Genomic DNA, 22,269 nt, shown 5'->3' on the forward strand with positions numbered 1-22,269 from the left:
TCCGCGGCGTTCCCGGTCAACGGCGCAGGTGTGAGGTGTCGTTGAACGACTTCACCACGGCCGGGCCGTCCGCGTAGTACTCGATCAGCGACAGGCAGGCCACGTCGAGGTGCATGCGGTAGAGGGACTCCAGCGGGGCCATCAGGGCCAGCCGCAGCAGCATCTTGATGGGTGTGACGTGGGAGACCGCGAGGACGGTCTTGCCCTCGTAGCGCTCCACCAGCCGCTCCCCCGCCGCCTGGACGCGGCGGGCGACCGTGGCGAAGCTCTCGCCGCCCGGCGGCGCGGTCTCCGGGTCGGCGAGCCAGGTGGAGAGCTCGGCGGGCCAGCGGCGCTGAACCTCCGTGAACGTGTGGCCCTCCCAGTCGCCGAAATCGAGCTCCCTGAGGTCCTCGTCCACCTCGACGTCGAGCCCGGTCCGCCGGGCGACCGCCTCCGCGGTCTGCCGGGCGCGCTTGAGCGGCGAGCTGACGATCACATCCAGCCGGTACGGCTCGCGCGACAGCCGTTCGGCGGCCGCCGCGGCCTGGGCCAGGCCGTTGGCCGTGAGCTCGGCGTCGCCCCTGCCCGAGAACCTGCGCTCCACGGACAGCGCGGTCTCGCCGTGCCTGAGCAGCAGCAAGGACGTGGCCACGCGGGTCGGCGGGGCCCAGCCGGTGCCCTTGGCGGGCGCCTTGGCCGTGCGTTGCTGGGCCGCGGCGGTGGAGGCGGTTGGGGCGGATATTTCGGAAATGGTGCCGGTGGTGCCGATTGCGCCTATGTCGAGGAGGTCTGTCTGCTGGGCGATGGCAGGCGGCGTGGTGGGGGCCGCGGTGCGGGCCGAGGGGGGCTGTCCGCCCGCGGTCGGGGGCTCTTCCTGTAGCTCCGGTTGGGTGGTGCCGCCGGCCTTCCAGGTCAGGCCCTTGGCGGCCGCGTCCATGGCCTCGTTGGCCAGGCGGTCGGCGTGCTTGTTGCGTTCGCGGGGGATCCAGGTCCACTCCGTCACCCGCAGCCGCCTGACCAGGGATCCGGCTTCCATCGCGAGCGGCCGCAGCCCCTCGTTCTTGATCTTCCAGCGGCCCGCCATCTGCTCGATGACCAGCTTCGAGTCCATCCGGACGGCCACCGGCGCGCCCTCGCCGCCCAACCGCAGCACGGCCTGCAGGCCGGCGATCAGGCCGCGGTATTCGGCGACGTTGTTGGTCGTGACGCCGATGGCCTCGGCCGCCTCCGCCAGCACCTGGCCGTCGGAGGCGTCCATGACCACCGCGCCGTAGCCGGCGGGCCCCGGGTTGCCGCGGGAGCCGCCGTCCGCCTCGATGACGTAGGAGGTCACAGGCCTGACTCTGCCGTACGTACGAGGATGCGCCGGCACTCCTCACAACGGAGGACGTCGTCGTGGGGCGCGGCCTTGATGCGGTTCATCTCGGCGATGGACAGGGCCACCTTGCACCCCTGGCACCGGCCGCCCCGCAGCATCGCGGCGCCCACGCCGTACTGGTCCTTGAGCTTCTCGTAGAGCGCCAGCAGGTCGGCGGGGATCTCGCCGGAGACGCCGCCCCGGCGACCCTGGACCTCCGAAGCCTCCTTGTCGATCCCCTGGAGCCCCTCGTCGCGGCGGGCCTCGGCGGTGGACAGGGCGGCGGCGAGCTCGTCACGCTGCGTGATCAGGTCGGTGACCTTGGTGTCGGCGGCCTCCCTGCGCTCCATGATCTCCAGCACGACCTCTTCCAGGTCGCCCTGGCGCTTGTGCAGCGAGGCGATCTCGGACTGCAGGCTGGAAAGGTCGCGCGGCGAGGTCACGGCGCCGGAGTCGAGGCGCTTCTGGTCGCGGTCGGCACGCGTGCGCACGGCGTCGACGTCGCTCTCCGCCTTGGCCTGCTCGCGGGCCAGGTCGCCCGCCTCGGTCTCGGCCTCGATCACCTGGGTGGCGACCTTGGCGAACAACTTCGACCGCTCGTCGATCTCGGCCAGCTCGGGCAGGGTGCGGCGGCGATGGGCCAGCCGATCAATCACGGAGTCGAGCTCTGCCAGGTCGAGCAGTCTCTTCTGTGCCTCAGGGGCAGCTTTCATGATCAATATCCTTTTGTCCAAGCATCGGTGACCGTGGCGGAGACGCGCGTTTCAACGGTAACGCCACTCGAGTGCAGGATGGACGCCGCGCTGTCCAGCCAGGGCCACTCGGTCGCCCAGTGCGCGGCGTCGATGAGCGCCGGCCCGCCCGACTCCACGAACTCACTCGCCGGATGATGCCGCAGATCCGCCGTCAGGAACACATCGACCTCGGCCGCCTTGGCCGTGCCGAGCAGGGAGTCACCGGCGCCGCCGCTGACCGCGACGCGGGTGACGGGCCGGTCGAGGTCGCCCGCCACGCGGATGCCCCAGGACGTACGGGGCAGGCCCTTGGACGCCTGCGCCGCGAAGTCGCCCAGCGTCATCGCCGAGGGCAGCTCGCCGATGCGGCCCAGACCCCGCCACGGGTCGTCCGGGAACGGCTGGAGCGGCACCAGGTCGCCCACCAGGCCCACGGCCCTGGCCAGGGCGTCCGACACGCCGGGGTTGGCCACGTCGGCGTTCGTGTGGGCGGTGTAAAGCGATATGTCGTTCTTTATCAGGGTGTGGATCAGGCGGCCCTTCGGCGTGGTCGCGGCCACGCTGGTGGTGCCGCGCAGGTACAGGGGGTGATGGGTGACGATCAGGTCGGCCCGCCACTCCAGGGCCTCCTCGGCCACGGCCGCCACCGGGTCGACCGCGAACAGCACCCGGCGCACCTCCTGCGCCGGATCCCCGCAGACCAGCCCCACGGCGTCCCACGACTCGGCCCGGGCGGGCGGGTAGGCCGCCTCGAGCACCTCGATCACGTTCGTCAACGACACAGCAGCCACCTGCGCAGACTATCGGCACGGGAGAGGGTGTCGGTGGAACGGCGTTCGGCGTAATGTAAGTGAATCCTGACCTGCGGAGGGCGGCATGTCACCAAGCGTCGCGATCGTCGGAGCGGGGTTCGGCGGGCTGTGCATGGCGATCCGGCTCGAACGGGCCGGGATCCGCTCGTACGTGATCTTCGAGAGGGCGGACGACCTCGGGGGCACCTGGCGCGACAACAGCTATCCCGGGGCGGGGTGCGACATTCCCTCGCATCTTTACTCGTACTCATTCGAGCAGTACGCGAGCTGGACCCGCCGTTACCCAGAACAGCCCGAAATTCTTGGATATCTTGAACATTGCGCCGATAAATACGACGTCAGGCGAAAAATCCGGTTCGGCGCGGAAGTCCAGCGCGCCGATTTCGACGGCACCAGGTGGCAGGTGACGAGCGGCGACCGCACCGAGCCGTTCGACGTGGTCGTCACCGGCGCGGGCCAGCTCAACCGCCCCCACCTCCCCGACATTCCGGGAATGTCGAGCTTCGGGGGCGCCTCCTTCCACTCCGCCCGCTGGAACCACACCCACGACCTCACCGGCCGCCGCGTCGCCGTGATCGGGAACGGGTCGTCGGCGGCCCAGCTCATCCCGCGCGTCGCGGAGCAGGTCGAGCGCCTGTCCGTGTTCCAGCGCACCCCGAACTGGGTCATCCCCAAGCCGGACACCACCTTCGGACCGCTGGCCAGGCTGGGGTTCCGCTACGTGCCCGGCCTCCAGCGCGCCTACCGCGAGTGGCTCTACCGGTACGCCGAGGCCACCCTCTATCCCGCGCTCGCCCAGGGCTGGAGCGCGGACCTGCTCAGGAGACGCGCCCTGCGGCACCTGCACGACCAGGTGCCCGACCCGGCGCTGCGGGCCAAGCTCACGCCGGACTACCCGCCGGGCTGCAAGCGGGTCGTCATCGACAGCGCCTTCTATCCCGCGCTGACCAGGCCCAACGTCGACGTGGTGACGGACAGGATCGTACGGATCACGCCCACGGGCGTCGAGACCACCGAGGGCCCGCACGAGGTGGACACGATCGTCTACGCCACCGGCTTCCGGACCACCGAGTTCCTGGCCCCCATGGAGATCACCGGGCGCGACGGCCGCACGCTGGAGGAGCAGTGGAAGGGTGGCCCCGAGGCTTACCTGGGCATCTCCGTGCCGAACTTCCCCAACCTCTTCCTCCTGTACGGCCCCAACACCAACCTCGGCCACAACTCCATCGTCTTCATGATCGAGTGCCAGGTTGAGCACATCATGTCCTGCCTGCCGTACCTGTCCGCCAACGGGCCGATCGAGGTGCGGCCCGAGGTGATGGCGGCCTGGCGCGGGCAGCTCGACGCGGCGATGGCGCGGATGGTGTGGGGCGGCGGCTGCCGGAGCTGGTACAAGACGGCCGAGGGCCGCGTGACGAACAACTGGCCGGGCCCCACCACCCTCTACCGCCGCCTCACCACCAGACCCCCGGCCCCCGCCTACCGCCCCGTCGGCCAGCGGACGCCTTAGCCGCGACGATGCGGGCCCGTATCTGCGGGCCCGCATCCACGAGCCCCGATCTGCGGCCCCGGACCGAGGCTCCGGGTCCCCGCCGACGCCTGACGCCGAGCGCGCGGTACTGCGGAGCGCGCCGCGCCGTCGGACCACGATCCGCCGGCGCGCGTGCGTAAGGGGACGTCCGGCGGGGACGCGCGGGCGTGCGTAGCCGACGTGCGTAAGCGGCCGTGCGTAAGGGGACGTCCGGCAGGGCCGCGCGGGCGTGCGTAAATGGAGGGGTGAACGGTGGTGTGAAGATCAGGGAGTTGCGGGAGATCGACGAGTTCGAGGAGGTCTACCGGCTCTTCGACGACATCTGGCACCCGGCGCCGCACAACCCGCCCGTGACGATAGAGCTGATGATCGGGTTCGCGCACACGGGCAACTACGTGGCGGGCGCGTACGACGAGGGCGGCACGCTCGTGGGCGCCTCGGTCGGGTTCAGGGCGGCGGAGCGGACGCTGCACTCGCACGTGACCGGCGCCGTCATCGGCAGGGGCATCGGCCACGCGCTCAAGTCGCACCAGCGCGAGTGGTGCCTGGGTCAGGGGCTGGAACGGATCACCTGGACGTTCGACCCCCTCGTACGCAGGAACGCGCGCTTCAACCTGGTCAAGCTGGGCGCCATGCCGGAGGAGTACCTGGAGGACTTCTACGGGAAGATGGCCGACGCGATCAACGAGGGGGACGCGTCCGACCGACTGCTGGCCGCGTGGCGCCTCACAGAAACGGCGAAACCCGGCGAACCGCCCGCCGCCGAGGCGCTCCTGTCGGACGAGGGCGGGTGGCCCGTGGCCAAGGAGGCGCGGGGCGGCACGGTGCTCGTGGGGACGCCGGCGGACGTCGAGCGGTTGCGGCGCGAGGACCCGGCGGCGGCCGCGGCTTGGCGGCTCGCCGTGCGTGACGCGCTCGGCCGGCGTATGAAAGCGGGCTGGCGTGTCGTGGGTTTCACCGAACGCGGAGAATACGTGGTCAAGCAGGTTAACTAGGTATTCCACCAGAGTTTGCGGTCTCTGTAATGTGGCGGCTAGGCAACGCTTAGCAAGGAGATTCGCATGGCGGAGTTCACCCCGACCGTTCCCGCGCGAGTCCTACCGTCCGTCACCGTCCGCGACCTGCCCGACCCTCCCCGATCGACCTGGCGCATCATCGGCCCGGGGCTGGTCGGCGCGGGTGTGGGGCTGGCGTCGGGCGAATTCATTCTCTGGCCGTACATCGCCTCCCAAGTCGGGCTCATTTTCGTCTGGGGAGCCGCGATCGGCATCATCACGCAGTGGTTCCTGAACATGGAGATCGAGCGCTACACGCTGGCCACCGGTGAGACCGCGCTCACCGGCTTCAGCCGGATGTGGAAACACTGGGGCCTGGTCTTCGTGGTGATGACGCTCTGCTCGAACCTCTGGCCCGGCTGGGTCACCACGTCCGCGACGATGGTGACGTACCTGACCGGGTCGGGCGCGGGCAGCGTGCGGTGGATCGCCATCGGCATGCTCGTCGTGATCGCACTCGGCCTGACGCTGGCGCCGGTGATCTACACCGCGCTCGAACGGGTCATCTTCGTGAAGATCATCCTGGTGGCCACGCTGATCCTGGTCGCCGTCCTGTTCGCGATCAACGCGGAGAGCTGGGTCCAGCTCGGCAAGGGCCTGACCGTCGGCGCCCGGATCCCGGTGCCGCCGCTGGAGTTCTCGCTGCTGATGGGCGCCATCGCCTACGCCGGCGCGGGCGGCGGCCAGAACCTCTGCCAGAGCAACTGGATCCGCGACAAGGGCTTCGGCATGGGCCTGTACGTGCCGCGCCTGGTCAGCCCGGTGACCGGCCAGGAGGAGGCGGCCGCCTCGACCGGCTTCCAGTTCGCGCCCACCAAGGAGAACCTGGCGCGCTGGCGGCAGTGGTGGCGCTTCGCGAACATCGAGCAGGCCTGGACCTTCGCCGTGGTGTCGTTCCTGACGATCGCGTTCATGTCGATGCTGGCCTACTCCACCGTGTTCGGCCGGGAGGGACTGGCCAACGGCATCCAGTTCCTCAAGGTCGAGGGCGAGGTGCTGCAGGAGGTCGTCGGGCCGTGGTTCGGGGTGCTGTTCTGGGTGATCGGGGCGCTGGCACTGTTCGCCTCCGCCATGGGCATCGTCGACTACACCTCGCGGCTGGCCTCCGACACGATCAAGACGGTCTACCTGCGTGACAAGCCCGTCTCGGTGAACCGCGTCTACTTCTACACCGTCTGGGCGATGGCGCTGATCGGGATCGCCTTCCTGCTGGCGGGCTTCGACCAGCCGCTCATCCTGCTGGTGCTCTCGGCGTGCTTCGCGGCCGTGATGATGTTCGTGTACTCGATCCTGCTGATCATCCTCAACCGGCGGTCGCTGCCCGAGCCCATCAAAGTGCGCTCGTACCGGCTCGGCGCGCTGATCTGGTCGGTGGCGTTCTTCGGCACGCTGACCGTGATGGTCGTCATCCAGCAGGCGGACAAGCTGTTCGGCTGAGAGTGACCTGCCCCCGGAATTGACCTCAACCGGACTTGAGGTTACAGACTCGGCCGCATGGACGTGATCGAGGTGACGAGGTTCGGCGGTCCCGAGGTGCTGGAGGTCCGGCAGGCGCCGGAGCCGGAGGCCGGCCCGGGGCAGGTGCTCATCGGCGTGTCGGTGGTGGACGTGATGTCGCTCGACGCGCAGCTGCGGGCCGGCTGGGGACGGGAGTGGTTCCCCGGCGAGCCACCGTTCGTGCCCGGCACCGGCGTGGCCGGGCGGGTGCTGTCGGTGGGCGACGGGGTGGACGGCGCGTGGGCGGGGCGGCGGGTGGCCGCGTTCCTGCCCGGCGGCGGCGCGTACGCCGAGCGGGTCGTCGCCGACGTCGAGACGGTGGTCCCGGTGCCCGACGAGGTGCCTCTGTGGTGGGCGGCCGCGCTGATCCAGGTCGGGCCCGCGGCCCTGAGCCTGGTGGCGGCGGCCGAGCTGAAGCCGGGGACGCGGGTGCTGGTCACGGGGGCCGGTGGCGCGCTGGGGCTGCCGATCGTGGGGCTGGCGAGTGCGGCGGGGGCCCGGGTGACGGCCGCCGCCCGCGGCGCGGCGAAGCGGGCCGCGGCCCTGGGCATGGGCGCGGCGGAGGCCGTCGGCTACGACGAGCTCGGCGGGCCCTTCGACGTGGTGTTCGACGGGGTCGGCGGGGAGGTCGGCGGCGCCGCGTACGAGCTGGTCGAGCCCGGCGGCACGTTCTTCGCCTACGGCGTGCCCAGCGGCTCGACCGCCCGGATCGAGCCCGGGGCCGCGCGGGTGGTGGGCATGGAGCAGGTCCAGTTCGCGCCGGACGAGTTCCGGCGGCTGGCCGGGCGGGCCCTGGAGCACGACATCCTGACGACCGTCGTGGGGCTGGCCGTGCCGCTGGAACGCGCGCACGAGGCCCACGCCGCCCTGGGGAGCCGCGAGCTGGTCGGCAAGGCGGTCCTGCTGGTCACCGCCCAGGCCGCCCGTTACCGCGCCCACGGCGGTCCGGAGGTGCTGGCCCTGGAGGAGATCCCGCTCCCCCAGCCCGGCCCGGGACAGGTGCGGATCGCGGTCCGCGCGGCCGGGGTCAACCCCATCGACTGGAAGCTCCGCCGCGGCCTCATGGGCGCGCCCCTCGGGGAGCCTCAGGGCACCGGGCTCGAACTGGCCGGGACGATCGACGCCCTCGGCCCCGGGGTGACCGGGTGGCGGCTGGGCGACGCGGTGTTCGGGCAGGTCGAGGGAGGTGCCGCCGCCACGCACGCGATCGCGGACGCGGGGCTGCTGGCGGCCAAGCCGGACGATCTGACGTACGAGGAGGCCGCCGCGCTGCCCGTCGCCGTCGAGACGGCCCGGCGGGCGCTGGGCGGGCTGGGCCTGGAGAAGGGCCAGACGCTGCTGATCCACGCGGTCGCGGGCGGCGTCGGGCTGGCGGCCGCGCAGCTCGCCCTCGCCGCGGGCGCCCGGGTCGTCGGGACGGCCGGCGAGCGCCACCACGCCTTCCTGCGCGGCCTCGGCGTCCACCCGGTCACGTACGGCGAGGGCCTGGAGGAGCGCCTGCCCGGCCCCGTCGACCGGGTGCTGGACGCCTCGGGCAGAGGCGAGCTGGAGCTGTCGGTGAAGCTGGCCGGCGACCCCGCCAACGTGATCACCATCGCCGACCGGGCCGGCGCGGCCGAGCTCGGCGTGCGCTTCTCGTCCGGCGGCGCGAAGGGGCCGGTGGACCACCAGAACGTCCGGATCCCCATCGCGGAGGCGTTCCCCCTGGAGCGGATCGCCGACGCGCACCGGCTCAGCGAGGACGGCCACTTCCTGGGCAAGATCGTGGTGAACACGGAAGGGGCCTTGCCGCGATAGCGCGGCACACTGGTCTCCATGCTGGAAACCTCGGCCCGCCTGCTGAAGCTCCTGTCCCTGCTCCAAGCCCGCCGGGACTGGACCGGCCCCGAGTTGTCGTCCCGGCTCGGGGTCTCCACCAGGACGATCCGCAACGACGTCGAGCGGCTGCGCACGCTGGGCTACCCCGTGCACGCCACGCCCGGGGTCGCGGGCGGCTACCGGCTGGGCGCCGGGGCCTCGCTCCCGCCGCTGCTGCTCGACGACGAGGAGGCCGTCGCGGTGGCGGTCGGGCTGGGCCGGGCGGCCGGGGGCGGCGTCGAGGGCATCGAGGAGACCTCCGTGCGCGCCCTGGCCAAGCTGGAGCAGGTGCTCCCGTCCCGGCTGCGCCGCCGGGTGAACGCGCTCAACACCTACACCGTGCAAATACCGGGGCAAATACCGGGTGACGTGCCCGCCGTACCCCCCGAGGTGCTGACCACGATCGCGAACGCGGCCCGCGACCACGAGCGGCTGCGCTTCGACTACACCGGCCACGACGGGGCGACGGCCGTGCGGAACGTGGAGCCGCTCCGTCTGGCGCACCGGCGCGGCCGCTGGTACCTCGTGGGGTACGACGTCGAGCGGCAGGGCTGGCGCACGTTCCGGGTGGACCGGGTGCGCCCGCGTACCCCGGCCGGGCCCAGGTTCACCCCGCGCGAGCCGCCGGAGGGCGGCGACGTGGCGGCGTACGTGGAGAAGGGCGTCAACACGGCGACGTGGCGCCACCGGGCCACGGTGCTGGCGCACGCCCCGGCCGACCGGCTGGCCCACCTGCCGGCGGGGCTGGAGGTGGAGCCGGTGGACGAGGCCACCAGCCTGGTCAGGCTGGGCGGCGACAATCCGGACAGCATGGCCGTGTGGATCGGGTTCATGGGCGTGGACTTCGAGGTGCTCGACCCGCCCGAGCTGGCCGAGGCCGTGCTGAGGCTCTCCGAACGCTACCGGCGGGCGGTCAGCGAACGGTAGGGCTCCGGTCAGCGGCCGGCCTCAGGCTCGGCGGCATGAAGAACATGACGCGGGTGGCGGGCGGCAAGGACGATTTCCAGCTCGTGCACCATCTCACGCTCAAAGGCAGCCAGTTCGAGATCGGCAGGGCGCTCACCGAGGAGGCCCGGCGGCTGGGCTGGGCCCCCACGCCGGCCGACCCGGCGGTGAACCGGGCCCGCAGGACGTGGTTCGAGCGGCACTGGCCGCAGCACCACGCCCGCATGGACGGCGCGGCGGCGGTCCTCGGCCTCGACCCCGACCAGGACGATCTGGCCCTCGACGGGCTGAACTACGTCCCCGAGGGCACCGGCTGCTCGGCCCTGTGGATCCCGCCGTCGGCCGCCGCGGACGGCCACGGCCGGATGGGCCGCAACTACGACTTCTTCCCCATGACCAGCAGCGAGGTGATGGGCACCGAGCCCAGGCCGGGCGAGCTGCCGATGGCCTCGCGTCCCTACGTGATCACGACGGTGCCCGACGAGGGGCCGGCCTCCACCGTGATCACCATGTCGAACCTCGACGGCTGCATGGACGGCATCAACTCGGCCGGCCTGGCGGTCGTGCTGCTGGTGGCCGACTTCGAGCACGCCGCGCCGCCGGAGCACGTGTCTCCGCAGGTCGGGGTGGGGAGCGTGCAGCTGCCCAGGTTCCTGGTCGACACCTGCGAGAACGTGGAGCAGGCCAAGCAGGCGCTCCTGGGCGCCAAGCAGTACGACCACGGCACCTCCCTGCACTACCTGGTGGCCGACGCCCACGGGCAGGCGTTCGTGTGGGAGCGCGGCAGGGACGGCGGCGAGCACATCGTCCAGCTCGGCGACGGCCCGCTCTGCGTCACCAACCACCTGCTGCACCGCCACCCCGACCCGATGAACCTGCCCGAGGACACCCCGGGCAGCTTCCGGACCTACGAGCGGCTGCGCACGCTGTACGAGCGCAGCAAGGGCGCCGCCGTGTCACCGCGGGAGCTGCGCGACCACCTGCGCGCGGTCCGGCAGGCCGAGGACCCGGCCCTGCCGTTCCGCACGTTGTGGACGACCGTCTTCGACACCGCCGACCGCACCCTGTCGGCCCGCTTCTACCTGGGAGACGGCCGGCGCTACAGCGAGGAGCTGGTCTTTCACCCCTCCGACAGGTAGTCCTCGCGCACCTTGGAGCGCGACAGCTTGCCCGTGGGCGTGCGCGGCAGCAGGGAGCGGTATTCGATCTCCTTCGGGTGCTTGAACCTGGCGATGCGCGGCCCGCAGTGCTCCAGCAGCTCGGCGGTGAGTCCGGGGCCGGGCGTGACCCCTTCGGCGGGCTGGACGAGGGCCACCACGTGGTGGCCCCACTCCTCGTCCGGCACCCCGATGACGGCCACGTCCGCCACCGCCGGGTGCTCGAGCAGGGCGGCCTCGATCTCGGCGGGGTAGATGTTGACCCCGCCGGAGACGATCAGGTCGGTCCGCCGGTCGCACAGGAACAGGTAGCCGTCCTCGTCCAGGTAGCCGATGTCGCCCGGCGAGTACCACTCCCCCAGCATGCTGGCGGCCGTCTTCGCCGGGTCCTTGCGGTACTCGAACGTGCCCATGGCCGACTTGACGTAGATCAGGCCGGGCTCGCCGACCGGCAGCTCGGCGCCGTCCTCGTCCACGATCTTGGCCTCGAACGTGGGCACCGGCCGCCCCACCGTGCCGGGCCTGGCCAGCCAGTCGTGCGGCTTGACCGCGAAGGCGATCGTCGACTCGGTGGAGCCGTAGTACTCGTACAGCACCGGCCCCCACCAGTCCATGATCTGCTGCTTGACCGCGACGGGGCAGGCGGCGGCGGTGTGGATGACCTGGCGCAGGCTCGACACGTCGTACTTGCCCCTGACCTCCTCCGGCAGCTGCAGCATGCGGTGGAACATGGTCGGCACCATCATCGCGTTGGTGACCCGGTAGCGCTCGACGAGCTCCAGGATCGTCACCGGCTCGAACTTGGGGGCGACGACCACGGTGTGCCCGAGGTGCAGCGCGAACTGGGTGTGCGCGCACGGCGCCGAGTGGTACATCGGCGAGGTCACCAGATGGACGTCGTCGCCCGGCCTGAGGTCCACCACCTCGCCGAGGAACCACTGGTAGGCGGGCACCATCTGCTCGGGCGCGACGCCCGGCAGCGGCCGCTGCACGCCCTTGGGGAAGCCGGTGGTGCCGGAGGTGTACCACATGACCGCCCCGGACGTCCGCTCGCCGGGCGCGTCGGCAGGCTGCCCCTCGGCCAGCCCCGCCGTGCCGATCTCCCCGCCGGGTACGGCGTGGTCGGGCCCGGTGACCACGACCTTGGCGTCGCAGTCGGCCAGGATGTACGCCACCTCCGACGCCGTCAGGTGCCAGTTGATCGGCACGTAGTAGAGCCCGATCTGCGCGGTCGCCATGACCATGACGATGGCGTCGATGCCGTTGGGCAGCACGCCCGCCACCACGTCGCCGGTGCCGAGCCCGCGGGCCCTGAGGCCGTGCGACACCTGGTTGACCCGGGCGAGCAGCTCGCCGTAGGACGTCCTCGTGCCGTCGGAGTCGATCACCGCGAGGCGGTCCGGGTCGGCGGCGGCGATGGCGTAGAAGCCCGGCAGCTGGCTGACATCCATTTAGAGCTCCAGCAGTTGCGCGAGACGGGCGCGGTGGATGCGGGGCGGGCCGAGCAGCACCTCGTCCGCCTTGGCCCGCTTGTAGAACAGATGCGCGTCGTGCTCCCAGGTGAAGCCGATGCCGCCGTACAGCAGCAGGTGGTCGCGGGCCACCTCGAAGCAGGCGCGGCCGACGTAGGCCTGGGCGAGGGCGGCGGCGCCGGGCAGCTCCTCCGGCGACTCGTCGGCGGCCCAGGCGGCGTACCTGACGATGGACTCGGCCTGTTCGAGCTTGCAGTGCATGTCGGCCAGCTTGTGCTTGACGCCCTGGTAGGAGCCGATGTACCGGCCGAAGGTGACGCGGATCTTGGCGTAGGCCACGATGGCGTCCAGCGCCGCCCGCATCACGCCGAGCTGCTCGGCCGCCAGCGCCACGCACAGCCGGTCGCCGACCTCCGGCGCCGGCCCCAGCACGCGGGCGGGCGCGCCCTCCAGGACCACCCGCGCCTGGCCGCGCGTCAGGTCGAGCGTCTCCAGCGGGGTCCTGGTGACGCCGGGCCCGGCCAGCTCGACGGCGACCAGGAGCTCGCCGTCGCCACCGCGCGCGGGCGCCACCAGCACGTCGGCCTCCATGCCGCTGAGCACCTGCGCCAGCGTGCCGCGCACGGCCCCGCCGTCGAGGTCGACGGGGGCCTGGGCGAGCGTGGCCGTGGTGCGGCCCTCCGCGATGGCGGCGAGCAGCTCCTTGTCGGGGGTGCGGGTCAGGGCGATCGCGGCGAACGCGGTGGCCAGGAACGGCCCGGGCAGCAGGGCCGCGCCCGTCTCCTCCAGCGCGACCGCCAGCTCGGCCAGTCCCGCGCCCGCGCCGCCGTACTCCTCGGCGATGATCAGGCCCGCCAGGCCCAGCTCGCCGTTGAGCCTGGCGTACACCTGCGGGTCGTAGCCCTGCCGCGCCTTGGACAGCGGCGAGGCGGCGCCCAGGAAGGCGCGCACGGCCTCGCGCAGCTGCCGCTGCTCCTCATCGAGTACGAGCTTCACCCCTGCGTCCCCACCTTCAGGTCCTTGAACGGCACGGTCTTGTCCATCCGGGGCTCCGGCGGCAGGTTGAGCACGCGGTCGCCCACGATGTTACGCATGATCTCGTTGGTGCCGCCGCCCAGCGACATGGCCGGGGCCATCGAGATCGCCTGCGCGAGCGGGGAGTCGCCCAGGGCGGCCTCCGGGCCGGCGAGCCGCGTGGCCAGGTCTGCCTGGAACATGGTCAGCTCGGCCAGCAGCAGCTTGGCGGCGCTGCCCCGGGCGCCGGGGAAGATCCCCGCCTCGGTCTCCTGGGCCAGCCGCTGGTTGAACAGCGCCAGGGCGCGGCTGCGGATGTGCAGCTCGACCAGCTCGTCGCGGACCAGCGGGTCGCCGGTGTCGACCACCCGGCGCAGCGCCTCCAGCGAGGTCGGGTCCTCCTTCTGACCGCTCATGCCCACGCCCGCCGAGATCGACAGCCGCTCGTGCAGCAGGGTCGTGACGGCCACGCTCCAGCCGTCGTTGACCTCGCCGACGCGGTGCTCGTCGGGGACCGGGACGTCGTCGAAGAAGATCTCGTTGAAGTTGGACCTGCCGGTCATGTCCTTCAGCGGCCTGACCGTGACCCCGGGGTGGTGCATGTCCACCACGAACATGGTCAGCCCCTTGTGCTTGGGCACCTCCACGTCCGTGCGGGCCAGCAGCAGGCCCCAGTCGGCGTGGTGGGCGACCGAGGTCCACACCTTCTGGCCGTTGACGATCCAGTGGTCGCCGTCGCGCTCGGCCCTCGTCTGCAGGCCGGCCACGTCGCTGCCCGCGCCCGGCTCGGAGAAGAGCTGGCACCAGATCTCCTCGCCGCGCAGCAGCGGCCGGACGAACCGCTCGCGCTGGGCGTCGGTGCCCCGGTCGACCAGCGTGGGCCCGGTCATGCCGAGGCCGATCGAGAAGACGTACGTGGGGAGGGTGAAACCGCGGGCCTCGGCGGCGAACGCGCGCTCCTCCGCCTGCGTCAGCCCCTGGCCGCCCCACTGCTCCGGCCACGTGATGCCGGAGTAGCCGGCGTCATGGAGCTTGGCCATGAATTCCTTGGCCCGGGCGATCGGGTCTCCCCCGGGCCGGTCGTCCGCCGGGACATTTTCCTGCAGCCAGGTCCTGGCGGACCGCCGATAGTCAGCAAGGTTCACTTCGACTCCTTGGCATCAGTGCTCACTTACTCTAGTCAGGCGACCGGATGCCGCATAGAGCACTGTTCTGCAGGTCTTTTGGCGTGATTTATCACCGAATCTCCGATAATTGGATGTAGAGGCACGTACTGTGATCATCTGATCACGGGGGGATTGGGTGTGATCGAACGGCTGGGCCGGTCCATTCGCGCGCGCCTGGCGCTGTTCGCCAGCGTCGCCATGGCACTGCTGTGCCTGGCGGCGGGCTCGTTCTTCCTGTGGGTGGGGCGCAACACCGCCGTCGACATCCGCACGAGAGAGGTGACCACCGCGGCGCTGCACGTGGGCCACGACATCCAGCGCAATCACCTGCGCCCCCTGCCCCACTTCGATCTGAAGGGCATCCAGGTCGTCGACCCGACCGGTCGCGTGGTGGCCTCGACGCCGAACCTGGAGGGCAAGCCGCGCCTGACCGCCGTGGTGCCCGACCCGAACAGCCCCAGCCGCACCGACCTGCTGTGCGAGCTGCCCGAGCTCGGCGACGAGTGCCACATCACGGCCGCCGTCCGGGTCTACGACGAGGCCGGCGACTGGTTCGTCTACGCCTACGACTCCACGGTGCCCTGGTACATCCACCCCTCCGTGATCGCCGCGCTGATCGTGCTGACCGTGCTGCTGGTCGCGATCACCTGGTTCGGCGTGTCCAAGGTGGTGGCCAGGACGCTCGCGCCGGTGAACCAGATCACCCGGCGGCTGACCGACATCAACTACGGCGACGAGATCATGCGCGTGCCCGTGCCGGAGAAGGCCGAGGAGATCAAGGCGCTCGCGGATGCCGCCAACTTCATGCTCGCGCGGCTGGAGGCCGCGATGGAGCAGCAGCGCCGGTTCGCCTCCGACGCCTCGCACGACCTGCGCAGCCCGATCACCGCCATGCGCGCCGAGCTCGAGGCGGCGATGCTCGCACCCGAGGAGACCGACTGGTGCGAGACCGGCGGCAAGCTGATGGCCAGCCTCGACCGGCTGCAGAACATCGTCGCCGACCTGCTGACGCTGGCCAGGCTCGAAGCGGGCGCCCCGTCGCGGCTCGAGTCCGTCGACCTGGCCGAGCTGGTCGCCGCCGAGACCACCAGGCCGCGGTCGAAGAAGATCGTCACCGCGCTGCAGCCCGGCGTGGTCGTCACGGGCAACCGGCTCAAGCTGGCCCGCCTCCTGACGAACCTGCTGGACAACGCCGAGCGGCACGCCGAGAGCACGATCATCGTGACCCTGCGCCGGAACGAGCAGGCCCTGCTCGAAGTGCTCGACGACGGCGCGGGCATCGCGCCGGACCAGCGCGAGGTGGTCTTCAGGCGGTTCACCCGGCTGGACGCCTCACGCAGCCGCGACGCCGGCGGCACCGGGCTGGGCCTGCCCATCGCCCGCGAGATCGCCCAGGCCCACAACGGCACCCTCACGATCGAGGACTCCGACATCGGCGCACGCTTCGTGCTGCGATTGCCGATACGAAAGGAGTGAATGTGGGTATGAGAAATTTTCCGCCCCTTGATGGATCTCTGGGCGCGCACGATTACTATGCATCGGAGGTGAGTTACTCGCTGTGACTTCAGGGTTCAGCCGATTACGGCGCGAGGATTTACTGAAGACGGCCTGCGAGGTCATCGCGGAGCGCGGGTTCGGGCATACCCGGACCATTGACATCGCCAGAGCCGCCGGGGTGAGCCAGGCGCTGCTGTTCTACCACTTCGAGACCAAGGATCGGCTGTTCGCGCAGGCTTTCACCTACGCCGCCCGCCAGCATCTCCACTCGCTCGAACACATCGAGGAGTCCAAGGGCACGCCGCTCGAACGGCTGCGCACCCTGCTCAGGCTCTCCTCCCCGGCGATCCCCACCGAGGGATGGCGGCTGTGGATCGACGCGTGGTCCGAGGCGATGCGCAACCCGGAACTGGAGGAGATCTCGCGCCGCCTCGACTCCCGGGGCCGGCTGGTCATGCGCGCGATCATCGAGGCGGGCGTGTCGTGCGGCGAGTTCAAGTGCGACGACCCCGACGCTTCCACGTGGCGGATTCTCGCGCTCGTGGACGGGCTCGCGATCCAGACGCACGCGCATCCCAAGGTGCTGACCAGGCGCAAGGTGAACACGCTGATCCGTACGGCCGCCGCGGCCGAGCTCGGGCTCTCCGCGGAAACCCTGTGACCCTCCCCTCTTCCGACGCTATTGGATGCTCCGTACAATTAGCGGCGAGGAGAGGAGCACGTGATGGCATCCGCACCGAGCTCTGCCGCCGCCCGCGAACGCGACGAGCAGGTCGCCAGCAGGAGCGCCTACCGAGCGGTCATCGAACGGCTCTCGAAGGCGTCGGTCGACAAGCACTGGGAGCCGTACCGGGACATCCCGTGGGATGACCCGGAGTTCGCCGTGGACCCGGCGGATCCCCGCTGGGAACTGCCGGAGGTCGACAAGCTGGGCGGCCATCCGTGGTACCGCAGCCGCCCGCCCGAGGTGCGGGCGGCGATCGGGCTGTGGCGGGTGGCCACCGCGATGAAGGTCGGGCTGCAGTTCGAGAACCTGCTCAAGCGCGGGCTGCTCAACTACGCCTACCGGCTGCCGAACGGGTCACCGGAGTTCCGGTACGTCTACCACGAGACCATCGAAGAGGGACATCACGGGATGATGTTCCAGGAGTTCGTGAACCGCACCGGCTTACCGATCCGCGGGATGCCCGGGCCGCTGTCGCTGATCGCGCAGGTGGCTCCGTGGATCCCGCTGATCTCGACGGAGCTGTTCTTCGTGTTCGTGCTCGGCGGCGAGGACCCGATCGACCACGTGCAGCGCAAGGTGCTGAAGGACGAGCGGGCGCATCATCCGCTGGAAGAGACGATCATGCGGATCCACATCGCGGAGGAGGCCAGGCACATCTCCTTCGCCCGGCACTACCTGCGCAACCGGGTGCCCCGGATGCCCGCGTACCGGCGGCTCCTGCTCGGGGTCATCTCCCCCGTCATCCTGGGCGTGATGGCCCGGATCATGCTGGCGCCCCCGGGGCCGATGATCCGGCGCTTCCGCATCCCGGCCCACGTGGTCGCCGACATCTACCTGCGCAATCCCGCCGCCAAGCAGGAGATCCGCGACTCGGTGGGCAGGACGCGGGAGCTGTGCACGGAGATCGGCCTGATCAACCCGGTCACCCGGCGGATCTGGCGGGCGATGGGCATTTAGCCGGTCGGCCGCCGGGCGATCAGCACCTCGGTGACCTCGGTGTGCTCCCATGTCCCCGAGGGGTCGAGGTCGAGCAGCGCCTTCCTGGCCGCCTCCTTGAACGGCTCCAGCCGGTCGCCGAGGCGGGCCGGGGAGCTGTAGGAGTAGGACAGCTGCAGGCCGATCACGGCGTCCACGTCGTAGGTCAGGCGGTGCTCGTACGTGGCGGACTCCAGGTCGCCGAACGGCGTGGTGACCAGCACGTCGTGGGGGTGCTCGCCGCTGACCTGGAAGGAGCCGGTGGCCGTGAACGTGTTCGCGTCGAACTCCTCGCGCACCCGGCGCATCGTCGCCTCCCAGGGCTCCTCCTGGGGTTCGCGGCCCGGGCCGAGGAGGGCCACGACCCCGCCGGGCGGCAGCAGCTCGTCCAGATCGGCCAGCACCGCGCGGCGGTCCATCCAGTGGAACGACCTGCCCATGACGATGTGACCGAACGCCGGGAGCTCGCGCAGCCTCGTCGAGTCGCCGCGCAGCCACCGGATGTTCCGCACCTCCGCCGCCAGCCCTCTGCCCGTCTCCAGCATCCCCTCGTCGGGATCGACGGCCAGGATCTCGCGCACGCCGGGCGCCAGCGGGATCGCCACCGTGCCGGGACCGCAGCCGAGGTCGAGCACGGTGCTGTCCGGGCCGAACGTCCTCGCCAGGTGCTCGATCGCCTGATCCCCGTGGTCGGACCGGTACTTCGCGTAGTAGGGGGCCGTGCCGGCAAACAGGTCTGTCATGGATGGGACCATATACGGGTTCGTTTCGTCGTTGCTGGAAGGTTTTGATCTTTGAGGCGGCTACTCACGGTCCTGCTGCTCGCCTTCGCCGCCGCCGGGATCGCCCCTCCCGCGGCGCAGGCGCACAACGTGCTCCTCAGCAGCGACCCCAAGGACGGTGCCACGTTGCCGGCCGCGCCGGCGCGGGTGACGCTGGTGTTCGACCAGGCGGTGCGGCAGGGCTACGCGCAGGTGGGCGTGACGGGCCCGGACGGGTCCTCGTGGACGGACGGGTCCGCGGAGGTCGCCGCCGAGCGGGTGTCGGTACGCGTCAAGCCGCTGCCGTCCGGGGGCGCGTACACGGTGGGCTACCGGATCCTGTCGGCCGACGGCCACCCGGTCACCGGCAAGATCACCTTCACCCTCGCGGCCGGGACCGGGACCGGTGGCCCGGCCCAGAACACGGGTCAGGCCGCCACCGGGCAGGCGCCGCAGGACGCGAGCGCGCAGGCCGCCGAGGCGGCCGCCAACGGCGGCGCGGGCATGGCCGTGGTGTGGATCGTGGGCGCGCTGCTGCTGCTCGCCGCCGGCACGGCGGTGGCGCTGCGCCGCCCCCGCCCGGCCGCGCCCGCCCCGGGCTCCGCCGGAGGGGCCCGGCCGAATGCTGGGCCCGATGCCGCCGGCGAAGAGGCCCGGGCATGACCGTCACCGCGCCTCCCCTCCCCCGGCAGCGGGTCGGCGGGCGGCTGGTGGCCGGGGCGTTCGGCGTCTGCGCGGTCGTCGCCGCGGTGGCGGCGAGCACGTTCACCGCGCAGGAGGCCGTCCCCGGCATCCCCATGCCCGGCCCGCTGGTGTCCTTCGGCCTGCCCGTCGTGCGGGTGCTGCTCGACCTGGCCGCCGTCGCCGTGGTCGGGCTGAGCCTGCTGCCCAAGCTGCTCGGGTTCGACGCCCCCGAGCGGACCGAGCCCGTCATGCTCAGGGTGCGGCCGCTGGCCGTGCTGGCCGCCTGGGCGTGGGCGATCTGCGCGCTGCTCACCATCGTGTTCCAGACGGCCGAGCTGAATCCCGGCAGCGTGCCCACGTTCGGGATGATCGCCGGCTACGTCGAGACCGTCGGCACCGGTCAGGGGCTGCTGTTCAGCGCGGCGTGCGCGCTGGCGGCGGCCGGCATCGGGCTCATGGCGGTGCGGTTCGGTGAGAAGGTGCCGGCCGAGCTGCGGGTGATCGTGGCGCTGTTCGGGCTGCTGCCCATCCCCGTCACCGGGCACGCCGTCAACTCGATCTGGCATGACCCCATCATGGTCTCGATGGAGATCCACGTGATGGGCGCGGCGGCGTGGGCGGGCGGGCTGGCGGCCACGGCCATATTCCTGGCGCCGCACCGGGAGCTGCTGGCCGTGGTCCTGCCCAGGTTCTCCAGGATCGCCACGGTGTGCCTGCTCCTGGTCGGGCTGTCAGGGCTGGTCAACGGGCTCGGCACGATGGCGCTCACCCCCGGCGTGACGCTGCCCGACGCGTTACTGACCAGCCACTACGGCGTGCTGGTGGTGATCAAGACGGTCCTGGTGGCGGCGCTGGTGCCGCTGGCCGCCCACATCCGCTTCCGCCTGATGCCCGCCGTCCGCGCAGGCCGGGCCACCGCCCTGGTGGGCTGGGCGGCGGCCGAGGTGGGCGTGATGGGGCTGGCCTACGGCGTGGCGGTGGCGATCACCCGGGCCTCGATCGGCTGAGACCCGCGCCGCCTGGCGGCCAGCCACTCGACCGCCAGCCAGACGACCAGCAGGCCGAGCCCCGCCCAGACGGCCGACGACGTGGCCAGTGGGGGCGCTCCGAGCAGCCCCTTCTGGCCCTTGATCGCGCTGTACACGCCGCCCATGATCGCGCTCTGCGCCACCAGCGCGCCGTAGGCGGCGGCCGTGACGCCGACGCTCCCGAGCACGGCCCGTACGTACGGCATGCGCACCAGGAACGCGAGGTCCACCACCAGCCCCGCCACGACCAGGAAGAACGGCACCGCCGACGGCGGGAACCCGGTGAACGTCAGCAGCGGCCAGAGCACCGTGCGGACCCCCACATAGGCGCCCGCCACCAGCGTCGCGGCCCCGAACCTGCCGATCAGCAGCCTGGCCACGACCAGCACCGACAGGCCGACGACCACCGCGTAGACCGGATAGAGGAGGTCGGGGACGGGCAGCGAGAACGCGACCATCATCGCCCGGTCCACCGGCCGCCCCATCTGGTGGGCCGCGAACTGGAGCAGGATCTGCTCGGCATAGGTCGCGTGGTTGTCCCAGGCGCCGATCGACAGGATGCCGTACTCTTGGTGCTGCTCGGGGAAGTGCACGTTCTCCAGGAAGAACGCGAAGAACGCGCCCAGCACGACGGTCCGCTCCCGCCCGGGCGGCGCGCCCATGAACCAGCCGCGGAGCACGCCCGCGATCATGAAAAACGTTCCAAGATAGAGCATGATGTGCGACGGGCTCCACGAGGTGATGTCGAGCCCGTTGACCCGGTGGTTGATCAGGTCGAGCGGGACCGCGACCAGGAAGATCCCGGTGCCCCACTGGATCAGCCGCAGCGCCGCCTTGTCCACGCCGTAGCCGGTGTATCCGTGGATGATGGTCAGCGCGACGGCGATGGCCGTGCCGGCGGAGTTGAGCAGGTGGGGCGGGGCGAGGTCGTCCCGCAGCCACTTGAAGTGCCACGAAACGTCCCACGCCGAGCCGAGCAGCTTGAGCGTGAACGCCACCAGCCAGCCGAAATAGAGCACCCTGAACAGATCCTGCGGCGTCTCACGCCCCGCCTGGCCCCTGGTCCAGTACGGCAGGGCCCACTCGGCGGCCCTCTTGAGAGATGCTGGAGACTTCACGGGAGTGAATCTTACGGTTCCCTGCGTTGAGCTGTTGCTGGGGTAATGCCAGGCAATGTCTTGGCAGGTCAGGCTACCGCCGAGGCCCGCAGGGTGTACAGGAGCGGGATCCTGGGGGCGCCCTCCGGGAGCCGGAAGCCCTCCTGGCCGTCGACCAGCGTGCCGAAGCGGCGGAAGTACGTGCGGTCGTGCTCGCGCAGGAACGCGACCCGCAGGCCCGCCGCCGCGACCGCGCTGACGACCTCGCCGATCCCGTGCTGGAACTGCACGGAAGTCTGGTGCTCCAGGATTTCGCTGCCGGTGTAGGTGTGCGGGTACTCCCAGACGTGGGGGCCTCGGTCGAAGTAGTCGGTGGTGACGGTGGTGCCCGTCTCGTCGTCCATGGTGTCGGCGAACGGATGGAATTCGGCGAGATAGAGGAATCCGCCCGGCTTGAGCAGCGCGGCGACCGTCCGCGCCCAGGCGGTGAGGTCGGCCAGCCACACCAGCGCGCCGAGGCCGGTGTAGACGATGTCGTACGTGGCCCCGCCGAGCGCCTCGACCGCGTCGTAGACGTCGGCGGTGACGAACTCCGCCGGGATGCCGCATTCGGCGGCGATGGCCCTGGCCTGCTCGATGGCGGCCGCGGAGAAGTCGAGTCCGGTCACCTCGGCGCCGAGCCTGGCCCAGGCCAGGGTGTCCAGGCCGAAGTGGCACTGCAAGTGCAGCAGGCGGCGGCCGCTCACGTCGCCGACCTCGTCCCGCTCGAACGCCCGCAGCGGGCTCCGGCCCGCCTTGAAGCCCTCGACGTCGTAGAAGTCGCTGGCGACGTGGATGGGGACCCGTCCGTCCCAGTTGGCCCTGTTGACGTCCAAGTAGTCCATGGGAGGGCAGCGTAGGCGAGCCCCCGATCCCGCCGCC

Annotated in this window: 20 protein-coding genes and 1 pseudogene; 12 read left to right on the forward strand and 9 right to left on the reverse strand. The window is 71.3% G+C overall.

The genetic code is table 11. From position 1 onward, the window contains the following. Window positions 1–16: 16 nt before the first annotated feature. Genes AB0L65_RS32215 through AB0L65_RS32225 form a run of 3 tightly spaced genes read right to left on the reverse strand, consistent with a single transcriptional unit; the run spans window position 17 to window position 2,855 of the window. Entirely contained in the window at window positions 17–1,315 is a 1,299-nt protein-coding gene (locus AB0L65_RS32215; RefSeq protein ID WP_364252849.1) for a bifunctional RNase H/acid phosphatase, read from the reverse strand. Then, window positions 1,312–2,052 carry a C4-type zinc ribbon domain-containing protein gene (locus tag AB0L65_RS32220; protein ID WP_357730568.1) on the reverse strand — a complete coding sequence of 247 codons (741 nt, stop codon included), beginning with the start codon at window positions 2,050–2,052 and terminating at the stop codon, window positions 1,312–1,314. Before AB0L65_RS32220 ends, AB0L65_RS32215 begins: the two co-directional genes overlap by 4 nt. Before the next feature lie 2 nt (window positions 2,053–2,054). Then, window positions 2,055–2,855, reverse strand: a complete 801-nt coding sequence (locus AB0L65_RS32225) for a Nif3-like dinuclear metal center hexameric protein (protein ID WP_357730565.1) — start codon at window positions 2,853–2,855, stop codon at window positions 2,055–2,057. Between the two features lie 94 nt (window positions 2,856–2,949). Between AB0L65_RS32225 and AB0L65_RS32230 the strand changes: the two genes are divergently transcribed. From AB0L65_RS32230 to AB0L65_RS32260, 7 genes and pseudogenes are all read left to right on the forward strand, one after another. After that, the gene (locus tag AB0L65_RS32230; protein WP_364252853.1) at window positions 2,950–4,395 is read left to right on the forward strand and encodes an NAD(P)/FAD-dependent oxidoreductase; all 1,446 of its coding nucleotides are present in this window, start codon (window positions 2,950–2,952) and stop codon (window positions 4,393–4,395) included. Window positions 4,396–4,661: 266 nt separating this feature from the next. Continuing rightward, the gene (locus AB0L65_RS32235) at window positions 4,662–5,411 is read left to right on the forward strand and encodes a GNAT family N-acetyltransferase (RefSeq protein WP_364252856.1); all 750 of its coding nucleotides are present in this window, start codon (window positions 4,662–4,664) and stop codon (window positions 5,409–5,411) included. A gap of 66 nt (window positions 5,412–5,477) precedes the next feature. Beyond that, complete coding sequence (locus AB0L65_RS32240; protein WP_364252859.1) at window positions 5,478–6,908, forward strand: Nramp family divalent metal transporter; 1,431 nt, start codon at window positions 5,478–5,480, stop codon at window positions 6,906–6,908. A gap of 174 nt (window positions 6,909–7,082) precedes the next feature. Then, window positions 7,083–7,859: pseudogene (locus tag AB0L65_RS32245) on the forward strand (zinc-binding dehydrogenase); the annotation flags it as partial. Between the two features lie 12 nt (window positions 7,860–7,871). Continuing rightward, window positions 7,872–8,765: an NADP-dependent oxidoreductase gene (locus AB0L65_RS32250; RefSeq protein ID WP_364253554.1), complete on the forward strand. Its 894-nt coding sequence runs from the start codon at window positions 7,872–7,874 to the stop codon at window positions 8,763–8,765. Window positions 8,766–8,783: 18 nt separating this feature from the next. After that, window positions 8,784–9,752, forward strand: coding sequence for a YafY family protein (locus AB0L65_RS32255; RefSeq protein ID WP_364252862.1), 969 nt, complete (start codon window positions 8,784–8,786; stop codon window positions 9,750–9,752). Window positions 9,753–9,787: 35 nt separating this feature from the next. Then, on the forward strand, window positions 9,788–10,909 hold the full coding sequence (locus AB0L65_RS32260; protein WP_364252865.1) for a C45 family peptidase: 1,122 nt from the start codon (window positions 9,788–9,790) through the stop codon (window positions 10,907–10,909). Here the strand turns inward: AB0L65_RS32260 and AB0L65_RS32265 are convergent. Genes AB0L65_RS32265 through AB0L65_RS32275 form a run of 3 tightly spaced genes read right to left on the reverse strand, consistent with a single transcriptional unit; the run spans window position 10,891 to window position 14,558 of the window. Then, the gene (locus AB0L65_RS32265) at window positions 10,891–12,378 is read right to left on the reverse strand and encodes an AMP-binding protein (RefSeq protein ID WP_364252868.1); all 1,488 of its coding nucleotides are present in this window, start codon (window positions 12,376–12,378) and stop codon (window positions 10,891–10,893) included. The genes AB0L65_RS32260 and AB0L65_RS32265 overlap by 19 nt on opposite strands. Further along, the gene (locus AB0L65_RS32270) at window positions 12,379–13,395 is read right to left on the reverse strand and encodes an acyl-CoA dehydrogenase family protein (RefSeq protein WP_364252871.1); all 1,017 of its coding nucleotides are present in this window, start codon (window positions 13,393–13,395) and stop codon (window positions 12,379–12,381) included. After that, entirely contained in the window at window positions 13,392–14,558 is a 1,167-nt protein-coding gene (locus AB0L65_RS32275; RefSeq protein ID WP_364252874.1) for an acyl-CoA dehydrogenase family protein, read from the reverse strand. The genes AB0L65_RS32270 and AB0L65_RS32275 overlap by 4 nt, the downstream gene beginning before the upstream one ends. Window positions 14,559–14,717: 159 nt before the next feature. On the opposite strand from AB0L65_RS32275, the gene AB0L65_RS32280 reads away from it, so the two are divergent. The 3 genes from AB0L65_RS32280 to AB0L65_RS32290 all read left to right on the forward strand — a co-directional run bounded on the left by AB0L65_RS32280 (window position 14,718) and on the right by AB0L65_RS32290 (window position 17,760). Beyond that, entirely contained in the window at window positions 14,718–16,055 is a 1,338-nt protein-coding gene (locus AB0L65_RS32280) for a HAMP domain-containing sensor histidine kinase (protein WP_364252877.1), read from the forward strand. A gap of 82 nt (window positions 16,056–16,137) precedes the next feature. Next, the gene (locus AB0L65_RS32285) at window positions 16,138–16,737 is read left to right on the forward strand and encodes a TetR family transcriptional regulator C-terminal domain-containing protein (protein ID WP_350722968.1); all 600 of its coding nucleotides are present in this window, start codon (window positions 16,138–16,140) and stop codon (window positions 16,735–16,737) included. Window positions 16,738–16,800: 63 nt separating this feature from the next. Next, a complete protein-coding gene (locus AB0L65_RS32290) occupies window positions 16,801–17,760 on the forward strand; it encodes a diiron oxygenase (protein WP_355194281.1) in 960 nt (319 codons plus the stop codon). On the opposite strand, the gene AB0L65_RS32295 is transcribed toward AB0L65_RS32290, so the two are convergent. Then, a complete protein-coding gene (locus tag AB0L65_RS32295; protein ID WP_364252881.1) occupies window positions 17,757–18,521 on the reverse strand; it encodes a methyltransferase domain-containing protein in 765 nt (254 codons plus the stop codon). The two genes, AB0L65_RS32290 and AB0L65_RS32295, sit on opposite strands and share 4 nt — an antisense overlap. Window positions 18,522–18,572: 51 nt before the next feature. Between AB0L65_RS32295 and AB0L65_RS32300 the strand changes: the two genes are divergently transcribed. Beyond that, the gene (locus AB0L65_RS32300; RefSeq protein WP_364252884.1) at window positions 18,573–19,202 is read left to right on the forward strand and encodes a copper resistance CopC family protein; all 630 of its coding nucleotides are present in this window, start codon (window positions 18,573–18,575) and stop codon (window positions 19,200–19,202) included. After that, window positions 19,199–20,230: a CopD family protein gene (locus tag AB0L65_RS32305; protein WP_364252887.1), complete on the forward strand. Its 1,032-nt coding sequence runs from the start codon at window positions 19,199–19,201 to the stop codon at window positions 20,228–20,230. Before AB0L65_RS32300 ends, AB0L65_RS32305 begins: the two co-directional genes overlap by 4 nt. On the opposite strand, the gene AB0L65_RS32310 is transcribed toward AB0L65_RS32305, so the two are convergent. Continuing rightward, complete coding sequence (locus AB0L65_RS32310) at window positions 20,188–21,369, reverse strand: hypothetical protein (protein ID WP_364252890.1); 1,182 nt, start codon at window positions 21,367–21,369, stop codon at window positions 20,188–20,190. The genes AB0L65_RS32305 and AB0L65_RS32310 overlap by 43 nt on opposite strands. Window positions 21,370–21,437: 68 nt before the next feature. Next, window positions 21,438–22,232 (reverse strand): class I SAM-dependent methyltransferase, encoded by a 795-nt coding sequence (locus AB0L65_RS32315; RefSeq protein WP_364252893.1) that lies wholly within the window; start codon window positions 22,230–22,232, stop codon window positions 21,438–21,440. Window positions 22,233–22,269 lie beyond the last annotated feature (37 nt).

This window comes from Nonomuraea sp. NPDC052116 (genome assembly GCF_040680035.1).
Lineage (GTDB): Bacteria > Actinomycetota > Actinomycetes > Streptosporangiales > Streptosporangiaceae > Nonomuraea > Nonomuraea angiospora_A.